The sequence below is a fragment of the Oligella sp. HMSC09E12 genome (assembly GCF_001808505.1).
In the GTDB taxonomy this organism is placed as follows: Bacteria; Pseudomonadota; Gammaproteobacteria; order Burkholderiales; family Burkholderiaceae_B; genus Oligella; species Oligella urethralis.
Map to the genome: position 1 here is coordinate 158,545 of NZ_KV793587.1, position 24,982 is coordinate 183,526.

A 24,982-nucleotide genomic window follows, 5' to 3' on the forward strand; every position below is an offset into this window, starting at 1 on the left:
ACGAACTTAGTAAAGTAGGCAGCTTAAAAAAATACTTTATTGAGCTAGCTGATTATGCCGTTACGTGAAGTCTGAATTTGAATATTTCACTATACAAAATATAATATTACCATATGAAAAATCCTTGACAAAATATCGGTTTTTTCTAGAATTAGCCTGTACGAGTTTAAATTTGTTTGAGGTTAATCATTAGGACAGTGGTGCCTTAGGTATTTAACCGATCGCATTTTTAATTAAAGTTGTATATCCTATAAATTATTAAAGTCATTTTATAAATTAGCGATGACTTAATTCAACCACTATTAGAGGAGTCTCGAATGGATAAAGATTATTCGGCAACCAGTATTCCAGATATTGATGAGGTCGAAACCCAGGAATGGTTGGAATCGTTGGAGGCGGTGTTAGACCGTGAGGGTACAGAGAGAGCGCACTTTTTAATCGAGAAGCTAACGGATTTAGCACGCCGTTCAGGTTCAAATATCCCTTATTCTCCTTATACAGCCTATTTAAATACCATTCCTCCTGGGCAGGAGCCGCCTAATCCGGGTAACTTAGAATTGGAAGCACGCATTCGTGCCTATATTCGTTGGAACTCTGTGGCAATGGTGGTAAAAGCTAATCTTCATGAAACTGAGGGTGGCGGTGGTTTAGGTGGCCATATGGCTTCATACGCTTCTTTAGCGACCATGATCGAAAGTGGTCAAAACCATTTCTGGCATGCTGAGTCTGAGGACCATGGCGGCGACTTGGTGTATTTCCAAGGTCATTCTTCACCGGGTATTTACGGTCGTGCTTATTTAGAGGGCCGTATTAGTGAGGAGCAGTTGGATAACTTCCGTCAGGAGGTTGATGGTAAGGGCCTATCTTCCTATCCTCACCCGCATCTGATGCCTGATTTCTGGCAGTTTCCGACGGTATCCATGGGCTTAGGCCCGATGATGGCGATTTATCAGGCGCGTTTCTTAAAGTATTTACATGCACGTGGCATTGCCGATACCTCTAAGCGTAAGGTTTGGGTATTCTGCGGTGATGGTGAGATGGATGAGCCAGAGTCTTTAGGTGCTATTGGTCTGGCTGCGCGTGAAAAACTGGATAACTTGATCTTTGTGATTAACTGCAACCTGCAGCGTCTAGATGGCCCAGTACGTGGTAACGGCAAAATCATCCAAGAGCTTGAGGGTGAATTCCGTGGTTCTGGTTGGAATGTGATTAAGCTCATTTGGGGTAGCTATTGGGATCCATTATTGGCGCGCGATAAGGACGGCATTTTACGCAAGGTGATGGAAGAGACCATTGATGGTGAATACCAAGCCTATAAGGCCAATGACGGTGCTTATGTGCGCAAGCATTTCTTCGGCAAGGATCCACGTCTTTTAGAGATGGTTAGCCGCATGAGTGATGAGCAGATTTGGCGTTTAAATCGCGGCGGTCACGATCCTAATAAGGTATATGCTGCCTTTGATGCGGCGATGAAAACTGAGGGTCAGCCCACAGTGATTCTTGCCAAAACGATTAAAGGCTATGCCTTGGGTGAAACAGTTCAGGGTAAGAACCCTTCGCATCAGCAAAAGAAACTAGAGGAAGAGGCGTTACGTGATTTACGTGATCGCTTAAATATTCCTATTCCAGATGACAAGATTAGCGAAATTCCATACTTCCGTCCATCTGAGGACTCTGCCGAAATGCGCTACTTGCGTGAGCGACGTGAGCAGTTAGGCGGTTTTTATCCGCGCCGTCGTCGTGATGCTGATGAGCGCTTAACGGTACCGGGCCTAGAGTACTTTAAATCGGTGACTGAGCCCACCCCGGAAGGGCGTGAGATGTCTACGACACAAGCCTTTGTGCGTTTCTTAAACCAATTACTACGGGATAAGCAATTAGGTCATCGGGTGGTGCCGATTTTATCGGATGAGGGTCGTACCTTCGGGATGGAGGGTTTATTCCGTCAAATTGGTATTTATGCCCCAGAGGGTCAGAAGTATACGCCGGTCGATAAAGATCAAGTGATGTACTATCGTGAATCAGAATCCGGTCAGCTTTTACAAGAGGGTATTACCGAAGCGGGTGCGACGTGTTCGTGGATTGCAGCAGCCACGTCTTACTCTACCAGTAATCGCATTATGATTCCGTTCTTTGTGTATTACTCAATGTTCGGCTTCCAACGTGTGGGCGATTTATTGTGGGCGGCCGGTGATATTCAAGCGCGCGGCTTCCTATTGGGTGGTACTGCAGGTCGAACTACGCTTAACGGCGAGGGCTTGCAGCACGAAGACGGTCATAGCTTATTGCTATCTTCTACCATTCCGAATTGTGTATCTTACGATCCCGCCTTTGGTCATGAGGTGGCTGTAATTATGCAGCATGGTCTAAAACGTATGGTTCAGGATCAGGAAAATGTCTTCTACTACATCACCTTGATGAATGAAAACTATGCTATGCCTGGTCTTAAAGCGGGTGATGAAGAGGGCATCCTCAAGGGTATGTATCGCTTTAGCGAGGGCAAAGGCGGTGAGCACAAGGTTAACTTACTCGGATCCGGTACGATTTTGCGTGAAAGCATTGCAGCGCAAAAGCTACTCGAAGAGGATTGGGGGGTTGCCGCTGATGTGTGGAGTGTGACTAGCTTTACCGAGTTACGTCGCGAGGGTTTAGATGTTAATCGTCAAAACTTATTAAATCCGACCGCAACACAAAAAGTGCCTTATGTGACGCAATTATTAAGTGAGTCTGAAGGCCCCATTATTGCAAGCACCGACTATATGAAGGCGGTGGCCGATCAGATCCGCGAATTTATCCCTCAAGGGCGTAGCTACCGTGTCTTGGGTACGGACGGTTTTGGTCGCTCTGATTTCCGTCATCAGCTGCGTAAACACTTTGAAGTGGATCGCTATTTTATTACCTTAGCGGCACTCAGAAGCTTAGCGGATGAGGGTAAGATTCCAATGGATAAAGTGGTTGAGGCCATTGATATATATGGCATCGATGCGAATAAACCTAACCCACATCACGCTTAATGGAGAAACATCAAGATGAGTAACTTAATTGAAGTTAAAGTTCCTGACATCGGCGATTTCGATGAAGTGGATGTGATCGAGGTGCTAGTGGCCGAGGGTGACCGTATTGAGGAGGATCAAAGTCTGATTACGGTTGAATCCGATAAAGCATCCATGGAAATTCCTTCGTCTGCTGCGGGTATTGTTAAATCGCTTAAAGTTAAGGTCGGCGATAAGGTGAGCGAAGGTACGGTATTACTTGAGCTTGAGCCAGATGCCGGGGCAGCATCTGCATCTGAGCCAAGCGCCACAGCTGAGAATAAAGCGAGTACTGAGACGGCAGCCGACACGTCAGCGTCTGTAGCAGCGGCTTCAGCGTCTGCCGCGCCAGCTGATGCGAGTGGTGGGGTGGTGCAGGTCGTCGTACCTGATATTGGTGATTTTGATGAAGTCGATGTGATTGAAGTCTTAGTCAATGAGGGTGATACCGTTCAAGAGGAGCAAAGCCTGATTACGGTTGAATCTGATAAGGCTTCGATGGAGATCCCAAGCAGCCATGCCGGTCGAGTTGTGGCACTACGGGTTAAGGTAGGCGATAAGGTTGCCAAGGGTAGCTTGATTCTTGAGTTGGCAGCAGCGGGTGGCTCCGAGGCTGCAGCACCAGTAGCGTCGACCGTTGCCCCTACGCCAGCAGCAGCCGAACCTACAGCAGTCAAAGCGCCAACCGAGGCAACACACGCTTATCCAATTCAGCGTGCTGAGTTAGGTGATGATAGGGAATCGCCTACGGCTTCCTATGCCTTATCAGCTCAGGAATTCCGTAATTTACCGCATGCCTCACCATCGGTCAGAAAGTTTGCCCGTGAGTTGGGTGTTGACTTAACCGCTGTGACCGGTACAGGTTCGCGTGGCCGAATTGTGTTGGATGACGTCCGTCAATTCGTTAAAAACGCCTTATCCGTTGGCTTTAGCCAGCCAAGTGCAACCACTGAAACTAAAGCGGTTGCTGGTGGTGGTCTACAAGTGCTTGATTGGCCGAAGATTGACTTTGCTAAATTTGGTGAGGTTGAAACACAGCCATTGTCACGGATTAAGAAGATTTCAGGTGCTAATCTTCACCGTAACTGGGTCATGATCCCTCATGTGACTAACAATGACAAAGCGGATATTACCGAGCTAGAGGAATTCCGTAAATTAATGAACAAAGAGCATGAGCGTGAAGGGGTGCGTTTCACCATGCTGGCCTTCTTAATCAAGGCCGTGGTCGCCACCTTGAAGAAATTCCCAGAGTTTAACGCCTCATTAGATGGTGATAACTTGGTGCTTAAGAAGTATTACCATATTGGTTTTGCTGCCGATACGCCAAATGGCTTAGTCGTGCCTGTACTGCGGGATGCGGATCAGAAGTCGATCGTTGAGATTGCGATAGAGATGAATGAGTTAGCGAAGTCTGCTCGTGAGGGTAAGCTCTCACCAAGTCAAATGCAGGGCGGTTGCTTTACCATTTCTTCTTTAGGTGGTATTGGTGGTACTGATTTTACGCCGATTATTAATGCCCCTGAGGTGGCGATTTTAGGCGTATCTCGTTCTGCTATCGAACCAGTTTGGAACGGTAAGGAGTTTACACCACGTCTGATGTTGCCTCTCTCCTTATCCTATGATCACCGTGTGATTGACGGGGCAGCAGCAGCTCGCTTCAATGCGCATTTGGCTAAGCTGATGTCTGATTTCCGTCGTGTTTCACTTTAAGGGAGTAAAAAACAATGAGTAAAATTGAAGTTGTTGTTCCCGATATCGGTGATTTCGATAATGTCGATGTGATTGAGGTGTTAGTCGAGGTCGGTGAGGAAATTCAAGTTGAGCAAAGCTTAATTACGGTTGAGTCAGATAAGGCCTCAATGGAAATTCCCTCATCGCATGCGGGTAAAATCGTTGATTTAGCGGTTAAGGTTGGCGATAAGGTGTCCCAAGGTAGCGTCTTATTGACGTTGGAAAGTACAGCGGCAGCGGAGACTGCCGATAGTAGCGCCAAATCAACGACTACCGCTCAAGCGAGCGCCGCTGCGGCTCCGGCCAAAACTGCTAGTGCGGCGGCCGTCAGCGCCAAAGCAGGTGAGGGCGCCTATGATGTGGTGGTACTTGGCGCAGGTCCTGGTGGTTACTCGGCAGCCTTTAGAGCGGCTGACTTGGGTCTCAAGGTGGCATTAATCGAGCGCTATTCAACCCTGGGCGGCGTCTGCTTAAATGTGGGTTGTATTCCTTCTAAGGCCTTATTACATAATGTTTCCGTACTCGAAGCAGCCAAGGGTTTATCTGCGGCGGGTATCCATTTTGCTGAACCGGAAGTGGATCTGGATAAATTGCGCGAAGCTAAAGATCAAGTGATAAATAAGCTCACGGGTGGTCTTGCGTTTATGGCAAAGGCGCGCAAGGTAGATGTGATCGTTGGTCATGCTAGCTTTAAGGATGATCATCACTTTGTGGTACAAAAGGAAGATGGCTCCTCACAAGAGGTGGCTTTCCATCATGCGATTATTGCGGCTGGTAGTGAATCGGTTAAATTGCCATTCCTACCTGAGGATGAACGTATCGTCGACTCGACCGGTGCTCTGCAATTACGTCAACAACCTAAAAAAATGCTAGTCATTGGTGGCGGTATTATTGGTTTGGAAATGGCCACGGTGTATTCAGCGCTTGGTGCACGTATTGATGTGGTTGAAATGATGGATGGTTTATTTGCTGGTGCGGATAAGGATTTAAGCCGCGTTTGGCAAAAGCGTAATCAGCATCGCTTCGATAATTTAATGCTTAACACCAAAACTGTGAGTGCCGAAGCCAAGGAAGACGGTATTTATGTGAGCTTTGAAGGGGATAAGGCGCCAACAGAGCCGCAGCGCTATGACTTAGTGTTGCAGGCAGTGGGTCGTCGCCCTAATGGCGCTAAAATCGGTGCCGATAAAGCTGGTGTTGCGGTGGATGAGCGCGGCTTTATTGCGGTAGATGCACAAATGCGCACCAATATACCGCATATTTTTGCGATTGGTGATATTGTGGGGCAACCGATGTTGGCGCACAAGGCAGTGCATGAGGCGCATGTGGCGGCCGAGGTAATTGCCGGTAAGAAAACCGTGTTTGATGTGCGGGTGATTCCTTCTGTTGCCTATACCCATCCCGAAATTGCTTGGGCTGGCTTAACCGAGGAGCAAGCAAAAGCACAAGGGGTTAAGGTTGAAAAAGGCTTATTCCCATGGGCTGCCTCTGGCCGCGCTATTGCAAATGGCACCGAAGATGGCTTTACCAAGTTGTTATTTGATGCCGAAACTAAGCGCATCCTGGGTGGGGCGATTGTGGGTGATCATGCCGGTGATTTAATTTCCGAGGTGTGTTTAGCCATTGAAATGGGGGCCGATATCGATGATATTGCTGCCACCATTCATCCGCATCCAACCCTTGGTGAGTCTGTTGGTATGGCAGCAGAAGCGGCACATGGCGTTTGTACTGACTTACCGCCAGTAAAGCGTTAAAATAGAGCTGTTTAGGCTAAGCGTAAGAAGCTTTAATTAAACATTAAATGCCTCTTACGCTTTTTTTATTTTCTTAAATATCCGTAGTTAATGAGCATCATCCCCACCTCCCACAGCAGTCTTAGTACATGGCTAAGTTATTTAGAGCATTTACACCGTCAGGAAATTGATTTAGGTCTAGATCGAATTAAGCAAGTGGCAGCACGCCTACCCATCGAGTTAGATAGTATTAAAATCGTGGTCGGCGGCACCAATGGTAAGGGTTCCACCTGTGCTATGTTAGAGTCGATTTATTTGGCTGCTGGCTATCGAGTGGGCTTATACACCTCACCCCATCTCATCCGCTTTAATGAGCGCATTCGTCTCAATGGCTTAGAAGCTAGCGATCAGCAAATTGTGGAGCAACTCGCCATCATTGAAGAAGCGCGTGGTGATATCAGTCTCAGTTATTTCGAATACACGACCTTAGCGGCGATACTGCTTTTTAAAGCAAACGATATACAGGTATCGATTTTTGAGGTGGGCTTAGGCGGCCGGTTGGATGCGGTTAACATCATTGATGCCGATTGCTCGATTATCACGTCGATTGCGATTGATCATATTAATTACTTGGGTGATACACGAGAGCAAATCGCTTGGGAAAAAGCACATATTTATCGCCAGGGCAAAGTCGCCATCTGTGCCGATCCAGAGCCGCCACAAAGCTTAATTGATTATGCGCAGGAAATCGGCGCCGACTTACAGTTATTTGGACGTGATTTTAATTATACTGGCGATCAGATCCAGTGGACCTATATTGGTAAGAATCAACGTCGCCACGCTTTAGCATATCCTGCCTTAAGAGGAGCCAATCAATTAATTAACGCAGCCGCTGCCTTGACAGCCGTTGAAGCGTTAAAAATGTCTGCACCAGTGCCGAATCAGTCGATTCGTGAGGGTTTATTAAGGGTTGAATTAGCAGGCCGTTTTCAAATCCTGCCGGGTCAACCAACCACGGTACTGGATGTGGCGCATAATCCACATGCGGCTGCCGTGCTACAGCATAATCTCCATGCCATGTCCTATTTCCCCTATACCACGGCGGTATTCGGTATGCTGGACGATAAGGACGTCAGCCAAGTCATTAAATGCTTGGAAAAAACGGTGGATTATTGGTATTGTGCAAGTTTATCCGGCACCCGTGGTGTCTCAGGACAGGCATTAGCTGATAAAATAAACAGTTTAATCAGTAAAGACAAAGACGGCTTACCGGAGGTTAGGGTCTTTGATAGTCCACATCAGGCCTATGAAGCGGCTAAGGCTCGTAGCAACCCCGAAGACCGGATTGTGGTTTTTGGTTCATTTTTAACGGTCGCAGATGTGCTGGCGCATCTGCCATCATCGAATTAATCTGAGGTTATAACTAGTATGGCATTTTTCGGTTCAGGTAAAAACCAGCGTCAGGAGGTTCAGTATGAACAAAGACGCAGCAGCTCCCGACAGCAGCAACGCTATCAAAACGATCGTGAACTTAGAGAGCAGCGTATTAAATCTCGCAATCGTTTAATTGGTTCGGTGATTCTGGTGCTAGCGGCGATTATTATTTTACCGCTCGTTTTAAAAACGGATGATAGTGGTAGCAGCAGTGAAAGCACTAGCCCCTTGATCCAACCGGGTTCACCCATTGGTCAAGGTAGTGGTTTAGTGGTTGAGAGCTCACCTGGGGTACAAACACCAAGTGACCCTCACTTAGCCACCCAAAGTCCTGAGGTTGCGGAGCAGGGCACTGAGTCTAGTGCTACTGGCATAGAAGGTGAAGAGCAAGAAACGCCTGTAGCGGTTGCTGCTGCAAATACTCAGAACGAAACAGGTTCTGAAAGTACCGATTCATCTACGGTCTCCGTTGCCGAAGCCACAGCCACTCAGAGTGCGGCGCAAGAGGCAGCTGAGCGTGAGCGCGCCGAGCAGGCGGCAGCCGAACGTGAACGGGCGCAACAGGCACGTGCTGAGCAGCAAAAGCAGCAACAACAAAAGCAGCAAGCCCAAGCAAAGCAACAAGAGCAAGCCAAACAGCAGCAAAAAGCTAAGAATCAAATTGATGATAAAAAGCGCACCGATGATGGTAGTAAGGCTTTAGCCATTCTTGAGGGTAGAACCCCAGCCGCCAGTAGTTCGGCGCCAGCGGCTAGCACCGGAGGTGAGTTTAGTTTGCAGGTGGCTTCTTATAGCTCGGCAAATGATGCCCGGGTACAGCGTGATCGTTTAAGAGGATCGGGCGTATCTAATGCTTATGTACAAAGTGCCACCGTTAACGGTAAGCAAGTATATCGTTTGCGTGTCGGTCCTTTTTCAACCCGCGAGGCAGCACAGGCAGCACAAACCCGTTTACGCGCGCTTAACTTCAGTGATAGCTACGTCACGGGTCGCTAAATCTGCTTGTCTTTAGTTGAATCATGGCAACTTTTGATTATGTTGTTTTAGCGGTGATCCTCGCATCAGGTCTACTCGGCTTGATGCGAGGCTTCCTCAAGGAAATTTTTTCTCTTCTGGCTTATGTCTTAAGCTTTTTGGCTGCCATCTGGTGGGGCCCTCACTTAATTCCTACGCTCGCTCGCTATATCGATCAGGCAATTTTAACCGTGGGCTTAGCCTATTTTCTGGTCTTTATTGCCAGTTTATTATTGTTAGGTCTACTCAATAAAACACTCGGTGCCTTATTGGATGCGACTGGCCTAGGTTCGGCTGATCGCGGTTTGGGTTTTTTATTCGGTATCTTCCGCGGTGTGATTATTGTTTTAATTCTTGTTTTAATCGCAGGTTGGAGTGCTTTACCACAAGAACCATGGTGGGTTGAGTCAAGTTTTGCACGGATGTCGGTCGATGCAATACGAATGATAAAAACTTGGGTGCCGGAGGGGATTGCGGTTTATTTACCCTATTAAAAGGGTTTAAAATATTGTTCTTAGTGTTTTTTTAGGCGTATTTTCATGTGTGGCATTATTGGCATTCACGGTTGTTCCCCAGTCAATCAATTACTTTATGATGGTTTGTTGTTATTGCAGCATCGCGGTCAAGATGCCGCCGGTATTGCAACCTACCAAAATAATCAATTTCATATTTTCAAAGCACAAGGCTTAGTACGTGATGTGTTCCGCACGCGTAATATGCGTTCTTTACCGGGTAATAGCGGTATCGGGCAGGTGCGCTATCCAATTAGCGGCACCCCAAGCGATACCGAGGAAGCGCAGCCATTCTATGTAAATGCGCCTTATGGTATTTGCTTTACGCACAATGGTAATTTAACTAATTCGGACGAGCTACGTGAATCTTTGTTTAAGCACGATCGTCGCCATATTAATACCAGCTCTAATAGCGAGGTATTACTCAATGTTTTTGCCCATGAATTATATGAGGCAAGTAAAAGCAGCAGTTTACAGGTGTCTGAGATTTTTGATGCAGTAACGGCGGTGCATCGTCGTGTCAAAGGCGCCTATGCCGCAATTGCGCAGATTGCTGGTTACGGTCTATTAGCTTTTAGAGATCCAAATGGTATTCGTCCGCTTAGTTTAGGCACACAGGAAACGCCGCAGGGAGTTGAGTGGATCCTAGCCTCTGAGTCGGTCGCAGTGGAGGGGATAGGATTTGAGTTCGTGCGTGATGTAGCGCCCGGTGAGGCTATTTTTATTGATACCGAGGGTAAACTGCATTCGCGTTTATGTGCTGATAATGCGCAATTAAGTCCTTGTATTTTTGAGTACGTTTATTTTGCGCGTCCCGACTCTACCATTGATGGGGTTAATGTCTATAACTGTCGTTTACGCATGGGTGAGTTGTTGGCCCAAAAAGTGGCACGTGAGCTACGTTTATCGGAAGTCGATGTGGTGATGCCGATTCCGGATTCCTCCAGACCAGCTGGTATGGAATTGGCCTCGACGCTCGATTTGTCCTATCGTGAGGGCTTTATCAAGAATCGTTATGTTGGTCGCACCTTTATTATGCCGGGTCAGACAGTGCGTAAGAAGTCGGTCCGCCAGAAGCTAAATCCGATGAGCATTGAGTTTAAAGGTAAAAATGTGCTGTTGGTGGATGACTCAATTGTACGTGGTACCACCAGTCGTGAGATTGTGAGCATGGCGCGTCATGCAGGTGCCAATAAGGTGTTTTTTGCGTCCGCTGCGCCGGCAGTTCGTTATCCTAACTTCTACGGCATTGATATGCCAGATCAGAGCGATTTGATTGCCTATGGTAAATCGACTGAGCAGATTGCGCAAGAAATTGGTGCGGATGCGTTGGTCTTTCAAGACTTGGACGATCTAAAGTTAGCGATATCCGAATTAAACCCTAAGATTGAGCGCTTTGATGCGTCGTGCTTTGATGGCGATTATGTCACCGGTGATGTGGTTTTAGCTGGTTAGTAGGTTTATAGGAAATGGCGCTGCGATAGTTTTTAGCAAGCGCCATTTTAGTGAATGTGTGTCGAGACGGGTGAACCCGACAGCGCTTAATAATGAATCGCTAGCCTTAAGGGCATAGATATCCGAATGATAAGAGTGGCACAATCAGGCACAGCCTAACATAGCTATAAGCTATGTGTATCCCGAGGCTTAAGCTGCTTAAAGTATCGAATAACTCGTTTCTCTTACTTAGTAAGGAAGCAAATAAAAGCCGCTGCTCCTGAAATTCAGTGAATAGCGGCTTTTTAGATTCTAGCTTTTTGATTATATCAGCTAAGTGTTTATGGACTAAGTTTACAAGGTTTCCACCTTGGTAGTGCGGGATGCTGTGTCGTGAGCTTGACCACCACAACCACCGCAGCAGCTAAATGCTTCATCATCTACTTGCTCTGGCCTTGTAGAATCCGATTTGCCTAGTAGTCCTTTCACTACTTGTAATAAAATAGCTAGCCCGCCTACGATAAAGACTACATCACCAATGGTACGTAACCAGCGTAGTGTTTCTAAGAAATCTTGTTGTAAGAATCCTTCACTACGTGCATACCACATTCCTTTAGTCACGCTTGCGTAGAATTGGTATAAACCAATTGGTAACAAGCTGATGGCGATCATGAGTACTAAACCAATGTTTAAACCCCAGAAGCCGATTTTCATCAGTTTGTCGCTAAATACCATATTCGGACGTATATAACGTAGCACCATCAAGACAAAACCGAGCGATAGGAAGCCATAGACACCGAAAAGTGCCGCATGTGCGTGAACCGGCGTAGTGTTAAGGCCTTGTAAGTAGAACAAAGAAATGGGTGGGTTAATGAGGAAGCCGAAAACACCTGCGCCAAGCATGTTCCAGAAAGCAACTGCCACGAAACACATGAGCGGCCAACGTAGTCTTTCCATCCAAGGTGACTTATCCTTAAGACGCCAGTTTTCCCAGGCTTCATAGCCCAAAAGGATCAAAGGAACCACTTCTAATGCACTAAACGCTGCACCAACGGCCATGACTGGGGTTGTAGTGCCCGCAAAGTACAAGTGGTGGAAGGTACCAGGAACACCACCTACTAGGAATAGTGTGGCCGCAATAAGTGTGGCAACAGTGGCCAAGCGTTTAGATACTAAACCGAGTGATACAAAGACAAGTGCTAAGGATGCGGTAGCAAATACTTCAAAGAAACCTTCTACCCATAAGTGTACAACCCACCAACGCCAGTATTCCATGATCGGAAGTGGTGTATGTTCACCATAGAATAAACCAGTGCCATAGAATAAACCAATCGCAACAACAGAGGCAGTAAAGATTGCTAGTAAATGCTTGTCACCTTTCTGTCTTAAGCCATTGATCAGTCCACGCATCATTAGAACTAACCAGAAGGCAATGCCGACAAATAGTAAGAACTGCCATACACGACCTAAATCTAGGTATTCATAACCCTGGTGTCCCCACATAAAGTTTAGGTGTTCAGGCATATGACCGGCAATAGCGATGTAGTTACCTATAAATGAACCAACCGTTACAATGAGTAGGGCTGCGAATAGGATATTAACACCCAAGCGCTGATACTTAGGATCTTTAGCACCATTAATAATGGGTGTTAAAAAGAGGCCAGCTGTCAGAAAGCCACTGGCAATCCATAATACAGCACTTTGTAGGTGCCAGGTTCTAAGTAATGAATACGGGAACCACTTAGATAGTTCAATGCCGTAGAAGTGTTGACCCTCTACTGTATAGTGCGCTAGGGCGCCACCTAAAAATATCTGGAAGATAAATAAAACGACTGTCAATAAAGCATACTTCCATAGCGCTTTTTGTGAGTCAGTCAGTGCCATAGCAGTAATCGGATCGCGTTTAGGCGGTACCGTATCGTCTTCTTCTTCATTGCGCAAGAAAGCCCAGCCCCAGACTAAAAAGCCGATACCAGCGACTAGAAAAATAATTGAAATAATCGACCAGACGATGTTCTCAGCAGAAGGGACGTTGTCAATGAGTGGTTCAGGTGGCCAGTTGTTGGTGTAGGTGACGTCATGACCAGGACGATCTGTGGCTGCAGCCCATGCTGTCCAGAAAAAGAAATCAGTTAGTTTTTCACGGCGCTCAGGATCCGGCAGCGTGTTTTCCTTCATGGCAAAGCTCTCGCGAGACGATCGCAAACTCGGCTCATCACCATATAGATCTTGATAGTAACCAGCAATATTTTGAATCGCTTGAACACGACGCTCAGAAAGTGTCACAGTATCAGTTGCTTCATCGTATGTATTTGTACGATACTCGGCTTTTAAATGAGTCTGTAGAATAGCTTGTTGGGTAGGTTCCAACTGATCATAACTCTGACCATACTCGTCTTGAGCAGCTAGTTCTAACCAAGCTAATAACTCACGATGGAGCCAGTCAGCAGTCCAGTCAGGTGCCTGGTAGGCGCCATGACCCCAAATTGAACCGATCTGCATGCCGCCGGTACTTTGCCATGCGGATTGACCTCGCAAAATATCCTCTTTACTCATGAGGACTTGCTCGCTAGTTTCTACCTTAAACTGTGCCGGCATGGGTGGCACATTGCGATAGATTTCGACACCGTAGTAACCCAGAATAGATAAAGTTACCATGAGGGTTGCTATCAGAGTCCACCAGAGTTTTTTATACTGTCCCATAGGGTACTCCTTGGAAATTCCGAGTAATTTCGGAGCTAAAAAAAGATAAGTAAATCAGTGTTTTCTTTTTTACTTACAACTAAGATGTATTTAATATACATCTTTAAGGTAAAGTATACAAACTTTTACTTCTTTTGACTATGGCTATGACGTAGATTGATTAAATTAATTACTTAGAATGTCTTTAGACCATGAGCTAAATGCATGTTTAGCATTTGAGCTTTAAGGAGCGAAGGAAGCGGGGATGGTGCTAATGTGTTGAATTGAAGGAGTATGGTCATGACCTTACTGCTGACTAAGCTAAGAGCCTAGCTACGCCTTAGAAATAGCAATTGGCAAGGCCTAACTTAGCTTCTTAGCCTAATGAATGCAGAGACGAGTTCGAGGCGTAGTACTAAAACACTGGCTATTGCTTGGCCCTTAAGCCTTTCTAAACAAACTAAAAATCAAAACAATAGTTAATAGCGCAAATAGTATTAAAGCCCAAAGCGCATACTCCACCCCAAAGAGCGTGACGGCGGCGTCCATGCAAGTAGCATAAATACCAAATAACCAGGGAATAGCACTATCTAAGCCAGTGTGACGTGAAATAAAGACATCGGCAAAGCTCATATCACATGAAAAGCTTTGGCTGGCAACAGTGGCTTGATGCCAAGCTGCCCACATACCGCTAATAGAAAAAACAGCAGCGATTGCGGTGATGATTTTTTGATAACTCAGTGAATTTGAAAAATTTACCAATAAACAAATCAAGGCAATCAGAATAAAAATCAAGCGTTGTAATACACACCAAGCACAAGGTAGCATCCCTAGTACGTGCTGACTAAAGACCGCAAACGCCACAGCGGCGATGCAAACAAAGGCGATAAGATTAAGTAAACGAGGTTGCGATAGTGGCATAGATCACGCTCTACTCACAAAGGGAATACTGACAATTAATTGGAATAGACCATTCCACATAATCTGAATCCCAATACAAATTAACAAAAAGGCGACCAAACGCATCACCACAGCCATGCCAGTTTGACCCATTTTAGTCATAATGCGCACCGCGAAGCGATTAGCCATATACAGTAAAAAGCCGATGGTAAAACACCCCAAGATGATGCCAAAGACCGCAAACACCTGCTCCGTGCTGCCGCTACTACCCTTGAGCGAGGCACCTACGGTGATGGCTGCGGCAATGGAACCGGGGCCTGCGGTAAGGGGAAAGGTGAGCGGGTAAAAGGTACTCGCTTTCATCTTCACCTTATCAATATTAAAATCATCGGCTAGTTTTTCATGGTGACCGCTATCGGGGTCCTCCGCATTGAGTAACTTCCAGCCCGCATGCACCACAATCAAGCCCCCCGCAAGCTGCACGATGGGGATAGTGATGCCAAACATTTTTAAAAAGACATTACCGAAGAGAGCAGAAATTAATAAAATGACAAAGCTGTATATACCGACCTTGCGGGCGATAAGGCGGCGCAACTCCTTGGTCGCACCCGCTGTCATGGTCCAAAACACTGGTGTCACATAGAGCGGGTTCAAGATCGGCAATAAGGTACCTAGTACCAGTAAAAAACTACCGATGGTAATAGTAAAATAAAGCATTAATTTGCGGCGTGATGTGTGGTGGATGGGAGGAGCTCATTTAAGGTCTCCATAATAGCACGTTCAAAGTCTAATTGTGATTGCAAATTCTCCAACGCAGCTCCCTGAATAATAAATATATCTTCTACGCGTTCGCCTAAGGTGAGCAGGCGCGCCATGCGCAAATTAATCTTAAACTGACTAAAAATATGGGCTAAGCTATAGAGAATGCCTGGGGTATCGGTGGTATTTAGCTGTAAACGCCAGTAGCGTCCATTTTCTTCGCGATCAAGCTGCACCCGAGGACGTACCGGAAAACTGCGTGAGCGGCGTTGCCCAGCCGAGGTGGTAGGTAAGCGCTCATTATCAATCGCCGGTTCTGCCAAGGGTTGTGCTAAATCCAACTTTTTAGCAAGTTCAGCTTCAATGATTTTGGCAAAGCCAGTGGCATCGCCCGCAAAGCGCGAGCTTTCAACCAGGAAGCTATCCAGCGCATAGCCATTGATGCTAGTATGAATCTGCGCTTCGTAAATATTAATTTGTTGCTCATGAAAGTAGGAGGCAATGCGCTCAAAGAGTGCATCCTGGTCCTTAATAAAGACCAGTATTTGCATGGAGTCCGCTCGCTCCGTGGGTCTCGCTCTAACAATCGCATGCTCGGTATTTGTGTGCTGATACAGGTGCAGGGTATGCCAGGCAATATCCTCCGGTTCATGTCGAAGAAAGTAGGCATTATCCATTTTGGACCAAAATTGCTCGCGCTCATCTTCGTTCATACCAGCGGCTCTAATTAAGGCATCTGCTGCCTTTTTACGCTGTTCAAGGAATTTGTTGCGATTAAAATTATTATCACCCAGAGCACTGGCGCAGAGGTAATAGAGGTTTTCAATCAACTTCGCTTTCCAGCTATTCCAGACCTTGGGGCTGGTGCCACGAATATCGGCCACCGTCAATAAATAAAGAGCAGCCAGCCGGCTTTGTGTGCCAACACGGGCAGCAAACTCACGAATCACTTTTTCATCAGATAAATCTCGTTTTTGGGCCACATTCGACATCAGAAGATGCTCGGCAACTAGAAACTGGAGCAGCTCAATTTCCTCTTGTTCAAGATTGTGTAGCTTAGCAAAAGCGGTAACTTCCTTGGCCCCTAATTCTGAATGATCGCCGCCGCGTCCCTTAGCAATATCATGGAATAAGGCAGCAATATACAGCAGCCAGCGATCCTCAAAGTTTTCCATCAATTGATGCGCTAGCGGATTTTCATCGCTAAACTCCGGCATCGTAAAGCGGCGAATATTACGAATCACCATCAGTGAATGTTGATCTACGGTATAGACATGATATAAATCATGTTGCATCTGACCCACCACCTTTTCAAAAGCAGGAATATAAGCGGGTAAGACATTCAGATAATTCATCATGCGAAAGCTTTGCACGATGCGTTTTGGTTGTTTTAAGATTTGCAAAAATAACCAATGATTCACCGGATTACTTCTAAACTGCTCATCAATACGCTCGACGGCGTCCCAAATTAAACGCTGGGTTTTGACGGAGATGGTTTGGATTTGCGGGTGCTGTTGAAATACTAAAAAGGTTTTTAAGAGGAGCGGGGGTTTACGCAAAAAAGCATCCTCCCGAATCACATCTAGCTCCTCATCGACGATTTTAAAATCGCCCTCGAGTAGTTGCTCTGTTTCAACACTATTTTCAAAAAAATAACTTTCAAAAATCTGCATCATAAAGCCGGTGATCACATAGACTGTACGTGCATCTTGATAATATCTTTGCATCAGTACCTCACTGGCACGCTTACTCGCTTCAGGCTGAATGCCAAACTCGCGAGCTAATGCAATTTGCACATCAAACAGCAAACGGTCGTCGTTTTTACGATTAAGCAGATGCAATTCAATCCTTAAACGCTGATAATTGCTTTCAGCGGCTTTCATTTGCAAGGCTTCATTATCCCTCATCAAACCCACGCTAACGAGGCGGTGCCACGAAGGCTTGATGCCAGCCGCACGGGCAATCCAATGAATCAATTGAATATCACGGATACCACCAGGCGATTCCTTGCAGTTGGGCTCTAAAGCATAGGGCGTGTCGGCATAACGTGCATGTCGCTGCTTGTACTCCAAGGCTTTGGCACGGTAGAAAGAGGCCGGATTAAATTCCGCCTTAAAACGTTGTTGTAGTCTATGAAAAATCGCCGATTCACCAAGCAGCCAGCGTGACTCTAATAAGCCGGTGGCAATGGTTACGTCTTTTTGTGAGGCTTCTACGCATTCATCAATGGTGCGTACGCTATGGCCTACCTCTAGCCCCAAATCCCATAAGGTGGCGATAAATACTTCCAGTTGATCCTGCTCGCTAGGGCTTGGTGGGCTATTTAGCAGAATTAATAAATCAATATCTGAGCAAGGATATAACTCACCGCGACCATAGCCTCCCACGGCGCATAAGGCAGCATTGGCGGGTAGGGGATAATGAGCCGCCATTTGATGTAAGACTTTGTCTACAATACAACTCAGTTGCTGCAGCAATTGATCAGGACGACTCCGATCCTGCTTATACAATGCAATTGCCGCATCGTATTGTTGACGCAATTGCTGCTTAAACTGAATGCTGTGGGCGGTGAGATTCATCGCAATTACTCAGCGGGCGGTTCAGGCATGCCGGGTGAGGTGGATAGGACTTCGTAACCATCATCGGTCACGATTAATTGATGCTCCCACTGTGCGGATAGGCTACGATCCTTGGTGACCACGGTCCAGCCATCGCCCAGTACAGACGTATGATATTTACCGGCATTAATCATTGGTTCAATCGTAAATACCATGCCTTTTTCTAATTTAAGGCCGGTGCCAGGCTTACCATAATGTAGTACCTGTGGATCCGCGTGCATAACCTGTCCGATACCATGGCCGCAATAGTCACGTACGACAGAGAAACCGGCAGCTTCGGCATGGCTTTGAATTGCATGACCAACATCACCTAAGGTGGCGCCAGGCTTGACCGCACGAATGCCTTTCCACATGCATTCAAACGTGGTCTGAACGAGGCGTTGAGCCAAGATGGAGGGCTTGCCAATCATAAACATACGACTGGTATCACCAAACCAACCATCCTCTTCAATGGTAATATCTAAGTTGATGATATCGCCGTCTTTGAGCTTTTTATCGCTAGGGATGCCATGGCACACCACATGATTAATGGAGGTGCAGATAGCCGCTGGAAAGGGTGGGTTACCATAGCCGACCGTGGCCGAGCGAATGCCTAATTCCTTAATCCTTTCGCAAGTTAGATGCTCAATCTCAGCAGTAGTGATCCCGGCCTTAATAAAAGGGGTTAAATAGTCTAAAATACCGGCAGCTGTCTGCGCGGCGCGACGAACTTTTGCAATATCGTCAGAGTTTTTTATGGTTGCCATTAAATCGTTTCCAAAATATTAAACAATCGTATATAATTATACACTTTATTTTCTACGGCAAAATCACTCTAAAAGTGGCTGTGGAAAGTATCATTTTAAATTATTTACTATTTTTAATCGCGTGTGTGCCACCCGAGGGTGTTGGTATAAGCTTTTTTAGTTTAATCGCTTAAGCCAATCCTGAGCCCACACAAGACCAAACCCTTTGGAGTTGATATTATGTCATTAATGCGTGAAATGCTAGAAGCTGGTGTACACTTTGGTCACCAAACTCGTTACTGGAACCCGAAAATGGCTCCTTATATTTTCGGTCAGCGTAACAAAATCCACGTTATTAACTTAGAAAAGACAGTACAAAAGTACATCGAAGCGATGGAGTTCCTACGTGCGGCTGCTGCTCGCGGTGAGGAAATCTTATTCGTAGGTACTAAACGCGCTGCGCGTGAAATTATTGCTGCAGAAGCAGAGCGCGCTGGTTCACCTGATGTTAACAACCGCTGGTTAGGCGGTATGATGACTAACTTTAAAACAGTTAAGTCTTCAGTTAAGCGCTTAAAAGATATGGAAGCGGCTGAGGCTGATGGTAGCACTGAGCTGATGAGCAAAAAAGAAGCGCTTATGTTTACGCGTGAGTTGGATAAGCTCGAAAAATCGATCGGTGGTATCAAGGACATGGCTAAGTTGCCTAGCGTGATCTTTGTAATTGACGTTGGTTACCACAAGATTGCTATTCAGGAAGCTCGCACCCTTGGTATTAAGATTGTTGCCGTAGTGGATACTAACCACTCACCTGACAATATTGACTACATCATCCCGGGTAACGATGACTCTGCAAAAGCCATCGCCTTGTATGCGCGCGGTGTTGCGGATGCGATTATCGCCGGTCGTGAGGAGCGTGACGGTGCTTTAGTTGAGATGCTTCAAGATGAGCAGCAAGCAGAAGAAGCTGCACAAGAGGAAGTCGTTGAGACTGAAGACTCAACTGAAGAGTAATTTACTCAGTTGTTTTATAACGCCTTAATTTTGTCATTAAATTAGGGTACATTTGACTGGAACAGTTGGGCTGTTCTAATAGAGACAATGAATAGCCCCGTCTTTCGATACGGGGCTTTTTTTTACTTTTGGAGAATTACATGGCTGCAATTACCGCTGCAATGGTGAAAGAACTACGTGAAAAAACCGACGCACCAATGATGGAGTGTAAAAAGGCTTTAACTGAAGCTGACGGCGATATGGCGCGTGCAGAAGAGATTTTGCGTGTTAAATTAGGTAATAAAGCCAGCAAAGCTGCTAGCCGTATTACGGCTGAAGGCTTAGTCGGTATTTATGTTGCTGATGACGCTAAAACTGGTGCGCTAGTTGAGGTTAACTGCGAAACTGACTTCGTATCTAAAAACGATGATTTTATCGCCTTTGTTAATGATGTGACTAAGCTTGTTGCAGAAACGAATCCTGCTGATTTAGAGGCTTTAAATGCAACACCTTTCCGTGACGGTACGGTTGAATCTGTGCGTGCGGCTTTAGTTGGTAAGATTGGCGAAAATATCTCTGTACGTCGCTTTGAGCGTTTTGAGACTGAGGATAAATTAGCGCAATACAACCACGGTGGTCGTATTGGTGTACTAGTTGATTTCAGCGGTGCGGATGAGGTTGGTAAGGATCTTGCCATGCACGTTGCTGCCTCTCGTCCTAAAGCCTTAGATGAAGCGGGTGTACCGGCCGAGTTAATCGAAGCAGAGCGCTCAGTAGCCAAGCAAAAAGCTGAAGAAGATGGTAAACCTGCCGATATTATCGAGCGTATTGTTGAGGGTACTGTTGCTAAATTCCTCAAAGAGGTTGCCTTAGTATCTCAGCCTTTTGTTAAGGACGATAAGCAATCCGTAGCTCAAATGCTTAAAGCGAATAACGGTTCTGTAAAAGCCTTTACGCTGTACGTGGTTGGTGAAGGAATCGAGAAAAAGCAAGAGGATTTTGCTGCTGAAGTAGCCGCTGCTCAGTCTTCACTGTAATTCTATCGCTTAATTATCAGCCGCTAGTTACTTGGTCGGCTGATAATCATAGAAACCGAGATTTATAAGATCTCGGTTTTTTTATGCTTGACCTTATTCGAGCAGTAATCTTTGATAAAATGGGGCAAGTCTTTTTATATGGTGCGCAAATGAGTAGTGAAATAGCTTATAAACGAGTCTTATTAAAGCTTTCCGGCGAAGCGTTGATGGGTGATGATGCTTTTGGTATTAATCGTCAGACCATTAGCCGCATGACCCAAGAGGTAGCTGAAATCGCCAAGATGGGTGTGGAATTAGCAATTGTTATCGGTGGTGGTAATATTTTCCGGGGAGTAGCGCCAGGTGCTCAGGGTATGGATAGAGCAACGGCTGACTACATGGGTATGTTAGCCACGGTGATGAATGCCTTAGCACTGCAGGATGCGCTTAAGAGTCATGATGTGGTGGCGCGTGTGCAATCTGCCATCAGTATTGATCAGGTGGTTGAACCTTATATTCGTCCAAAGGCTTTACGCTATTTGGAAGAACACAAGGTGGTGATTTTTGCCGGCGGTACGGGTAACCCATTCTTTACCACGGACACGGCTGCGGCCCTACGTGGTGCTGAAATTGGTGCTGAAATCGTACTTAAAGCAACTAAGGTAGATGGTATCTATAGCGCCGACCCTAATAAGGATCCTAAAGCTACCCGTTATAGCAATATCACCTTTGACGAGGCGATCGCTAAGCGCCTTGAGGTGATGGATGCAACGGCCTTTGCTTTATGCCGTGATCAAAAGTTACCCATTAATGTCTTCTCCATCAATAAGCCTGGCGCCCTTGAGCGTGTGATTCGTGGTGAGGATGAGGGTACCTTGGTGCACGTCTAGTTTAAGAATAATTAGTAAAGAGATAAAACGTATGAGTACAAGTGAGATTATTAAATCGGCTGAAAGCCGTATGGGTAAATCAATCGAGAGTTTAACGACGAATCTAGCCAAAATCCGCACTGGCCGTGCCCACAGCGGTCTATTAGACCATGTGCAGGTGGATTACTACGGCTCCATGGTGCCTGTTAGCCAAGTGGCCAATGTCACCGTGATTGATGCGCGTGCCTTAAGTGTACAGCCATGGGAGAAAAATATGCTTTCCGTGGTTGAAAAGGCGATTCGTGAGTCAGACTTAGGCTTAAATCCTGTGCCTATCGGTGATTTAATTCGGGTGCCGATGCCAGCTTTAACTGAAGAGCGTCGTCGTGAATTAACTCGCGTTGTGCGTGCTGAAGGCGAAGATGCAAAAGTCGCTATCCGTAACCTACGCCGTGAGGCCAATGACGGTCTTAAGAATTTGGTCAAGGACAAAGAGATCTCTGAGGATGACGAGCGTCGCTATCAAACCGTGGTGCAGGACTTAACTGATAAGTTCGTCAAAGAGATTGATGCCTTAATTGCACGCAAAGAGGAAGAGGTGATGACTGTTTAGTGCAGTTATTATCTCCATTTGTAGGTGTCAATGATTAGTTCAACGCAGGCTGTGCCTGCCGTATCCGCCATTCCGCAGCATCTCGCTGTGGTGATGGACGGTAATGGTCGCTGGGCGACTGAGCGTCATTTACCACGTACCGCAGGCCATATTCGAGGCGTTAATGCGGTGCGTCGTATTGTGCGTTATTGTGGTGACAAGGGTATTAAGTACCTAACCTTATTTAGTTTTAGTTCTGAAAACTGGCGCCGTCCCAAAGAAGAGGTGGACTTATTGATGCGCCTTTTTTTGCGTTCTTTGCAAAAAGAGGTCAATAATCTGCATAAAAACGGGATTCGCTTACGCGTTGTGGGTGATATTAGCGCCTTTAGTCCGCAAATTCAGCGCTTAATTGCAGAAGCCGAAGAGCGAACCAAGGATAATGACTTACTTCATCTCACCATCGCCGCAAACTATGGTGGTCGTTGGGACATTTTGACTGCATTTCAACGCTATATGCAGGCGCACGGTACGCATCCCGACACTGTGGTGGATGAGGCGGTCTTCGATCGCTATCTTAGTATGGCGTGGGCACCCGAGCCCGATTTATTTATACGTACTGGCGGTGAGCAGCGGATTTCCAATTTTTTAATTTGGCAATTAGCCTATACTGAGCTCTACTTTACTCCGACGTATTGGCCGGATATCAAGGCTGAACATCTGGATGAGGCCTTGGCTTGGTATGCTGGGCGTGAGCGTCGTTTTGGGCAGACCAGTGCTCAATTATTAAGCTAGTTTATTTCCACGGTTGAGAGTGTTATGTTGCGTGAACGCCTGATAACGGCAGTGGTTTTGTTATTAATACTTGCCGTGTTGTTAGCGCTAGAGGAAAGTGTTTATTTTGCCATCTTTTGTGTGGTTGCCTCAGGCATAACCTTGGCAGAATGGTGGCGTATCAGTATGGATGTACGCTATCAAATGGCTGCCTATGCCGTGGCTGCTGGACTGACACTGCTCGCAATTTATGTTACGTTTCAGCTACCGACAGGTGCTGCGGACAGTGCGCCGTTGACGGCGAGCCTATTATTTCAGTTAGGCTTTATTTTTAGTGCGATTAGTGCCTTTATTTGGTTAGTGATTGTGCCTTTTGTCTTAGCTAGGGCACAAACGGAGCATAAAGCACAGTCAGTTTTTCATAGCCTTTTTGGTTTATTGACAGTTGCAGCGACCGCCTTGGCCTTGGTGTTTTTTGTGCAATACCTAGGTTCTTGGTTTGTGTTGTCCTATTTTATCTTAATATGGTGTGCCGATAGTTTTGCCTATTTTGGTGGACGCTATTTTGGTGGTCCTAAATTAGCGCCGGCCATCAGTCCGGGCAAAACTCGCTCTGGTGCTCTTTGCGGTATTGCGGCAGCAACAATTTGGTTAGTGCTGAGTGCTTATGTCAGCCCCAGTTCCTTTGGTGGTATCTTATTACAGCAAAGCAATCTCTTTGTCGTGGTGTTGAGTGCGTGTGTACTCAGCATTTATTCAATTATGGGCGATTTATACGAATCACTGATGAAGCGCCGTGCCGGTCTTAAGGACTCTAGTCGAATCTTACCCGGTCATGGCGGGGTCTGGGATCGCTTGGATTCAGCGTTGGTAGTCACACCATTAACCTTTTTATTAATCTATTTATTTCAAGTTTAGGATATCAGGGGTGATCTAGATGGCACAAGCTCAACGGATTTGCATACTTGGCGCGACTGGCTCAATCGGTGAAAGCACCTTAGATGTGATTGCAAGCCACCCTGAGGCTTTTGAAGTATACGCCATGAGTGCCTTTAGCCAAGTTGAGAAGCTAGTTGCCCTCAGTATTAAGCATCAACCCAAGGTCTTAGTCCTACCGCATGCGGCAGCGCGGCAACAATTCATTGCCTTATGGCCTAGTAATCAGCCGCTACCTGAAATCCGTCTTGGTGCTGAGGCCTTAGTTGATACAGCCACTGATACGGCGGTTGATACCGTTGTTTGCGCTATTGTTGGTAGTGCTGGCCTAGCCTCTGCTTTTGCTGCTGCCCAAGCGGGTAAGCGTATTTTGTTGGCCAATAAGGAGGCTTTGGTTGCTTCGGGTCAGCTGTTTATGGAAGCGGTAAAGCAGAGTGGGGCGCAATTACTGCCTATCGATAGCGAGCATAATGCGATTTTCCAATGCATGACACGGCCCATTCAAGCCTCACAGATTAAGGAGATTATTCTAACCGCTTCGGGTGGCCCCTTCAGAGATACAGATCTTAGCTTACTGGATAGGGTAACGCCAGCGCAAGCCTGTAAGCATCCTAATTGGTCCATGGGTCGTAAGATTTCCGTCGACTCGGCGACCATGCTTAATAAGGGCTTGGAAGTGATTGAGGCGAAGTGGCTATTTGACATGCCCTTAGAGAAAATTAAGGTGGTGGTACACCCAGAAAGCATTGTCCACTCCATGGTGCATTATGTGGATGGCTCGATTCTAGCTCAATTAGGTCACTCGGATATGCGTATCCCAATTTCCTATGCCTTAGCTTACCCAGAGCGGCTTACTAATCAGGCGCCGGACTTTGAGTTAAGTGATTTGTGTCAATTGAATTTCAGACTGCCGGATTTGGCTCGTTATCCCTGTTTAGATTTAGCCTATCAAGCCATGAATGCGGGGCAGCAAAGTACTATTGTATTAAATGCGGCGAATGAAATCGCCGTTGCCGCCTTTTTAGATCAGCGTATTCGCTTTACTGATATAGCGCGTTTGATTGCGCTGATGTTGGAACAAAACTGGTCTTATACGGTCGATTCGATTGAAGCCGTGCATGCCCTAGACCATGAGGTGCGTCGTCAGGCCACCGCACATTTAATGCAATTTAGCGCCTAAAGGCGTGCCAGCGCAGCGAATGCGTTTAAGCGCCAACAGCGCAAGGAT

The 24,982-nt window shown here is 46.4% G+C and carries 19 protein-coding genes; 14 read left to right on the forward strand and 5 right to left on the reverse strand.

The window, feature by feature from the left end:
• The first annotated feature begins 317 nt into the window (after positions 1 to 317).
• The 7 genes from aceE to purF all read left to right on the forward strand — a co-directional run bounded on the left by aceE (position 318) and on the right by purF (position 10,911).
• Entirely contained in the window at positions 318 to 3,014 is a 2,697-nt protein-coding gene (gene aceE, locus HMPREF3179_RS07515; RefSeq protein WP_018026603.1) for a pyruvate dehydrogenase (acetyl-transferring), homodimeric type, read from the forward strand.
• A 15-nt stretch (positions 3,015 to 3,029) separates the two neighbouring features.
• The gene (aceF, locus tag HMPREF3179_RS07520) at positions 3,030 to 4,742 is read left to right on the forward strand and encodes a dihydrolipoyllysine-residue acetyltransferase (RefSeq protein WP_070470456.1); all 1,713 of its coding nucleotides are present in this window, start codon (positions 3,030 to 3,032) and stop codon (positions 4,740 to 4,742) included.
• Between the two features lie 14 nt (positions 4,743 to 4,756).
• On the forward strand, positions 4,757 to 6,517 hold the full coding sequence (gene lpdA / locus HMPREF3179_RS07525; RefSeq protein ID WP_070470458.1) for a dihydrolipoyl dehydrogenase: 1,761 nt from the start codon (positions 4,757 to 4,759) through the stop codon (positions 6,515 to 6,517).
• 90 nt (positions 6,518 to 6,607) lie between these two features.
• Positions 6,608 to 7,906 carry a bifunctional tetrahydrofolate synthase/dihydrofolate synthase gene (folC, locus tag HMPREF3179_RS07530; protein WP_036557038.1) on the forward strand — a complete coding sequence of 433 codons (1,299 nt, stop codon included), beginning with the start codon at positions 6,608 to 6,610 and terminating at the stop codon, positions 7,904 to 7,906.
• Between the two features lie 18 nt (positions 7,907 to 7,924).
• Positions 7,925 to 8,926, forward strand: a complete 1,002-nt coding sequence (locus HMPREF3179_RS07535) for an SPOR domain-containing protein (protein WP_070470461.1) — start codon at positions 7,925 to 7,927, stop codon at positions 8,924 to 8,926.
• A gap of 23 nt (positions 8,927 to 8,949) precedes the next feature.
• Entirely contained in the window at positions 8,950 to 9,438 is a 489-nt protein-coding gene (locus HMPREF3179_RS07540) for a CvpA family protein (protein WP_018026608.1), read from the forward strand.
• A 45-nt stretch (positions 9,439 to 9,483) separates the two neighbouring features.
• Entirely contained in the window at positions 9,484 to 10,911 is a 1,428-nt protein-coding gene (purF, locus tag HMPREF3179_RS07545) for an amidophosphoribosyltransferase (protein WP_036557028.1), read from the forward strand.
• 333 nt (positions 10,912 to 11,244) lie between these two features.
• On the opposite strand, the gene HMPREF3179_RS07550 is transcribed toward purF, so the two are convergent.
• From HMPREF3179_RS07550 to map, 5 genes are all read right to left on the reverse strand, one after another.
• Positions 11,245 to 13,593, reverse strand: coding sequence for a nitric-oxide reductase large subunit (locus tag HMPREF3179_RS07550; protein WP_083290723.1), 2,349 nt, complete (start codon positions 13,591 to 13,593; stop codon positions 11,245 to 11,247).
• A 420-nt stretch (positions 13,594 to 14,013) separates the two neighbouring features.
• Positions 14,014 to 14,493 carry a disulfide bond formation protein B gene (locus HMPREF3179_RS07555; protein ID WP_070470463.1) on the reverse strand — a complete coding sequence of 160 codons (480 nt, stop codon included), beginning with the start codon at positions 14,491 to 14,493 and terminating at the stop codon, positions 14,014 to 14,016.
• A gap of 3 nt (positions 14,494 to 14,496) precedes the next feature.
• Positions 14,497 to 15,189: a MarC family protein gene (locus tag HMPREF3179_RS07560; RefSeq protein ID WP_070470465.1), complete on the reverse strand. Its 693-nt coding sequence runs from the start codon at positions 15,187 to 15,189 to the stop codon at positions 14,497 to 14,499.
• Positions 15,189 to 17,810 carry a [protein-PII] uridylyltransferase gene (locus HMPREF3179_RS07565; RefSeq protein ID WP_070470467.1) on the reverse strand — a complete coding sequence of 874 codons (2,622 nt, stop codon included), beginning with the start codon at positions 17,808 to 17,810 and terminating at the stop codon, positions 15,189 to 15,191. Before HMPREF3179_RS07565 ends, HMPREF3179_RS07560 begins: the two co-directional genes overlap by 1 nt.
• 5 nt (positions 17,811 to 17,815) lie before the next feature.
• A complete protein-coding gene (gene map / locus HMPREF3179_RS07570) occupies positions 17,816 to 18,595 on the reverse strand; it encodes a type I methionyl aminopeptidase (protein ID WP_070470470.1) in 780 nt (259 codons plus the stop codon).
• Between the two features lie 219 nt (positions 18,596 to 18,814).
• Here map and rpsB point away from each other — a divergent pair, with 219 nt between their 5' ends.
• From rpsB to dxr, 7 genes are all read left to right on the forward strand, one after another.
• Positions 18,815 to 19,588 carry a 30S ribosomal protein S2 gene (gene rpsB / locus HMPREF3179_RS07575; protein ID WP_070470472.1) on the forward strand — a complete coding sequence of 258 codons (774 nt, stop codon included), beginning with the start codon at positions 18,815 to 18,817 and terminating at the stop codon, positions 19,586 to 19,588.
• Positions 19,589 to 19,728: 140 nt separating this feature from the next.
• On the forward strand, positions 19,729 to 20,604 hold the full coding sequence (tsf, locus tag HMPREF3179_RS07580; RefSeq protein ID WP_018026616.1) for a translation elongation factor Ts: 876 nt from the start codon (positions 19,729 to 19,731) through the stop codon (positions 20,602 to 20,604).
• A 149-nt stretch (positions 20,605 to 20,753) separates the two neighbouring features.
• The gene (gene pyrH, locus HMPREF3179_RS07585; protein WP_026156853.1) at positions 20,754 to 21,473 is read left to right on the forward strand and encodes a UMP kinase; all 720 of its coding nucleotides are present in this window, start codon (positions 20,754 to 20,756) and stop codon (positions 21,471 to 21,473) included.
• Between the two features lie 31 nt (positions 21,474 to 21,504).
• Positions 21,505 to 22,065 carry a ribosome recycling factor gene (gene frr, locus HMPREF3179_RS07590; protein ID WP_018026618.1) on the forward strand — a complete coding sequence of 187 codons (561 nt, stop codon included), beginning with the start codon at positions 21,505 to 21,507 and terminating at the stop codon, positions 22,063 to 22,065.
• A gap of 30 nt (positions 22,066 to 22,095) precedes the next feature.
• Positions 22,096 to 22,839, forward strand: a complete 744-nt coding sequence (uppS, locus tag HMPREF3179_RS07595; protein ID WP_048768201.1) for a polyprenyl diphosphate synthase — start codon at positions 22,096 to 22,098, stop codon at positions 22,837 to 22,839.
• Positions 22,840 to 22,863: 24 nt separating this feature from the next.
• Positions 22,864 to 23,736 carry a phosphatidate cytidylyltransferase gene (locus tag HMPREF3179_RS07600; protein WP_070470474.1) on the forward strand — a complete coding sequence of 291 codons (873 nt, stop codon included), beginning with the start codon at positions 22,864 to 22,866 and terminating at the stop codon, positions 23,734 to 23,736.
• A 19-nt stretch (positions 23,737 to 23,755) separates the two neighbouring features.
• Positions 23,756 to 24,934 carry a 1-deoxy-D-xylulose-5-phosphate reductoisomerase gene (gene dxr, locus HMPREF3179_RS07605; protein WP_070470476.1) on the forward strand — a complete coding sequence of 393 codons (1,179 nt, stop codon included), beginning with the start codon at positions 23,756 to 23,758 and terminating at the stop codon, positions 24,932 to 24,934.
• Positions 24,935 to 24,982: the final 48 nt, after the last annotated feature.

What these genes read in the sequence shown, in the direction of transcription:
- HMPREF3179_RS07600 (WP_070470474.1), top strand. Translation starts at nt 22,864, where the DNA reads ATGTTGCGTGAACGCCTGATAACGGCAGTGGTTTTGTTATTAATACTT.
- uppS (WP_048768201.1), top strand. Translation starts at nt 22,096, where the DNA reads ATGATTAGTTCAACGCAGGCTGTGCCTGCCGTATCCGCCATTCCGCAG.
- aceE (WP_018026603.1), top strand. Translation starts at nt 318, where the DNA reads ATGGATAAAGATTATTCGGCAACCAGTATTCCAGATATTGATGAGGTC.
- purF (WP_036557028.1), top strand. Translation starts at nt 9,484, where the DNA reads ATGTGTGGCATTATTGGCATTCACGGTTGTTCCCCAGTCAATCAATTA.
- HMPREF3179_RS07555 (WP_070470463.1), bottom strand. Translation starts at nt 14,493, where the DNA reads ATGCCACTATCGCAACCTCGTTTACTTAATCTTATCGCCTTTGTTTGC.
- dxr (WP_070470476.1), top strand. Translation starts at nt 23,756, where the DNA reads ATGGCACAAGCTCAACGGATTTGCATACTTGGCGCGACTGGCTCAATC.
- frr (WP_018026618.1), top strand. Translation starts at nt 21,505, where the DNA reads ATGAGTACAAGTGAGATTATTAAATCGGCTGAAAGCCGTATGGGTAAA.
- HMPREF3179_RS07560 (WP_070470465.1), bottom strand. Translation starts at nt 15,189, where the DNA reads ATGCTTTATTTTACTATTACCATCGGTAGTTTTTTACTGGTACTAGGT.
- tsf (WP_018026616.1), top strand. Translation starts at nt 19,729, where the DNA reads ATGGCTGCAATTACCGCTGCAATGGTGAAAGAACTACGTGAAAAAACC.
- HMPREF3179_RS07550 (WP_083290723.1), bottom strand. Translation starts at nt 13,593, where the DNA reads ATGGGACAGTATAAAAAACTCTGGTGGACTCTGATAGCAACCCTCATG.
- HMPREF3179_RS07565 (WP_070470467.1), bottom strand. Translation starts at nt 17,810, where the DNA reads ATGAATCTCACCGCCCACAGCATTCAGTTTAAGCAGCAATTGCGTCAA.
- HMPREF3179_RS07535 (WP_070470461.1), top strand. Translation starts at nt 7,925, where the DNA reads ATGGCATTTTTCGGTTCAGGTAAAAACCAGCGTCAGGAGGTTCAGTAT.
- lpdA (WP_070470458.1), top strand. Translation starts at nt 4,757, where the DNA reads ATGAGTAAAATTGAAGTTGTTGTTCCCGATATCGGTGATTTCGATAAT.
- map (WP_070470470.1), bottom strand. Translation starts at nt 18,595, where the DNA reads ATGGCAACCATAAAAAACTCTGACGATATTGCAAAAGTTCGTCGCGCC.
- aceF (WP_070470456.1), top strand. Translation starts at nt 3,030, where the DNA reads ATGAGTAACTTAATTGAAGTTAAAGTTCCTGACATCGGCGATTTCGAT.
- folC (WP_036557038.1), top strand. Translation starts at nt 6,608, where the DNA reads ATGAGCATCATCCCCACCTCCCACAGCAGTCTTAGTACATGGCTAAGT.
- HMPREF3179_RS07540 (WP_018026608.1), top strand. Translation starts at nt 8,950, where the DNA reads ATGGCAACTTTTGATTATGTTGTTTTAGCGGTGATCCTCGCATCAGGT.
- rpsB (WP_070470472.1), top strand. Translation starts at nt 18,815, where the DNA reads ATGTCATTAATGCGTGAAATGCTAGAAGCTGGTGTACACTTTGGTCAC.
- pyrH (WP_026156853.1), top strand. Translation starts at nt 20,754, where the DNA reads ATGAGTAGTGAAATAGCTTATAAACGAGTCTTATTAAAGCTTTCCGGC.